Origin of the sequence: Halomonas sp. ND22Bw, assembly GCF_003011945.1 — a bacterium.
GTDB lineage: Bacteria > Pseudomonadota > Gammaproteobacteria > Pseudomonadales > Halomonadaceae > Halomonas > Halomonas halophila.
In genome coordinates this window covers 1-394 of the sequence record NZ_PXWD01000270.1, presented here as the reverse complement: position 1 = coordinate 394, position 394 = coordinate 1, and the positions used below count along the sequence as shown (strand labels likewise).

Sequence of the window (394 nt, the reverse complement as noted above, 5' to 3'; positions counted from 1 at the left end):
GTTCTGCGAGAGGCCTATGACGCCGCCCGCACCCGCGTCGAACGCAAGCTGGACGCCGGGCTGAAGGGGCGCGAGGTCGCCCGCCTGTATGCCTCCGCCGCCGACGAGATGCTGATCGCCCTGTGGCGGGTGGCGACCGAGGTGCTGTTCCCGGTTTCGGCCGTCGAGACCGAACGGCTGTCGCTGGGGGCTGTGGGGGGTTACGGCCGGGGCGTGCTGGCACCCTTTTCGGACCTGGACCTGCTGTTCCTGCGCCCGGCCAAGGCCACGCCGCGCGGCGAGAGCGTGATCGAGTTCGTCCTCTACGTCCTGTGGGACCTGGGGGCGAAGGTCGGACCCTCCGTGCGCTCGGTCGAGGAATGTCTGTCGCTGTCGCGCACCGACATGACGGTGC

General features: G+C 70.3%; 1 pseudogene. It reads left to right on the top strand.

Features of this window, described 5'->3' with window-relative positions:
* Positions 1–394 (top strand): annotated as a pseudogene (locus CVH10_RS18015) (bifunctional uridylyltransferase/uridylyl-removing protein); the annotation flags it as partial.